1 pseudogene is annotated in these 1,100 nt (G+C 67.5%); it reads right to left on the bottom strand.

The features are described 5' to 3' along the window. Positions 1–138 precede the first annotated feature (138 nt). Positions 139–1,017, bottom strand: a pseudogene (locus ACWDTS_RS28120) (transposase); the annotation flags it as partial. Positions 1,018–1,100: the final 83 nt, after the last annotated feature.

Genomic DNA, 1,100 nt, shown 5'->3' with positions numbered 1-1,100 from the left:
CGAAGCCACACGTCACCACCCGACGTGGGGCCAGAAGTGCTGGCCGAGACGGTCTATCGGGGTATGGCGACCGGGCAGCGTTGGGGAAGGGGCCGGAGCAAGCTCAGGGACCCGTAGACATCCCAGGGCCGTAAGTCGTCAAGCAGCCCGGCTGGTGCGGCGGTGGTCCCAGGCAATGTGCTCGTCGTAGTGAGTGTGGTGGCGGAGGCAGCCGTGGAGGATGCCGACGAGGCGGTTGCCAAGTGCGCGGAGCGCCTGGTGGTGCGGGTCGCCGGTGTCGCGTCGCTGGTCGTAGAACTCCCGGGCTCCGGAACTGGACGACAAAGCGCAGAACGCCCATTGATCGATGGCGTCGTAGAGACGCCGGTTGCGGACGTGACGGGAGAGCACGGCGCGTTTCTTGCCGGAGGCGACTGTCAGTGGGGAGGTGCCGGCGTAGTTTCTGCGAGACTTGGTGGTGGTGTAGCGGTCGGGGTCGTCCCCGAACTCACCGAGCACCCGGGCGCCGAGGATGACACCAAGTCCTGGCAGGGAGCGGTAGATGTCGGCGTCCGGATGTGACTCAAAATGCGTTGCCAATTCACCCTCGAGTTCGGCGATCCGCCGGTTCAGCTCGGTGATGAGGCCGACCGCGGCGCGGGTGGTGGCGGCGAATGCTGCGGCGACCGGTGCCGGTGCGGTGAGGTGCTCGGCGCGCAGCCCAGCCCGGATTTCGCGGGCCCGGGTGTCGAGGTTACGTTGCCGACCAGCCTTTTTGAGAGCAGAGCGGATCGCCGACAGGGTCAGGTGCGCGGCCTCGGCGGGAGTTGGCGCGCGACCGAGTACGGCCAGCGTGTCGCGGTCGTGCAGGTCGTCGAACACCTCCAGCGCGGCCGGGTAGTACTCGCGCAGGGCCGAGCGCAGCGCGTTGGTGTGTCGGTTGCGGGTCCAGATCAGGTTCTGGTGTCCGCGGGCGAGGACCTTGATCGACTCCGCGTCTGGGCTGTCTCCGGGGATCGTGCGGTGGTGATAGCGCTCATTGATCCTGCTCAGTCCCGCTTACCGAAAGTGCTCACCCGTGTGGCTCCGCCGATGAGGGCGGGTCTCCTTCGATGCTGGTG

The organism is Rhodococcus sp. NPDC003383 (genome assembly GCF_053589115.1).
This window is presented reverse-complemented; position numbering and strand designations above follow the sequence as displayed.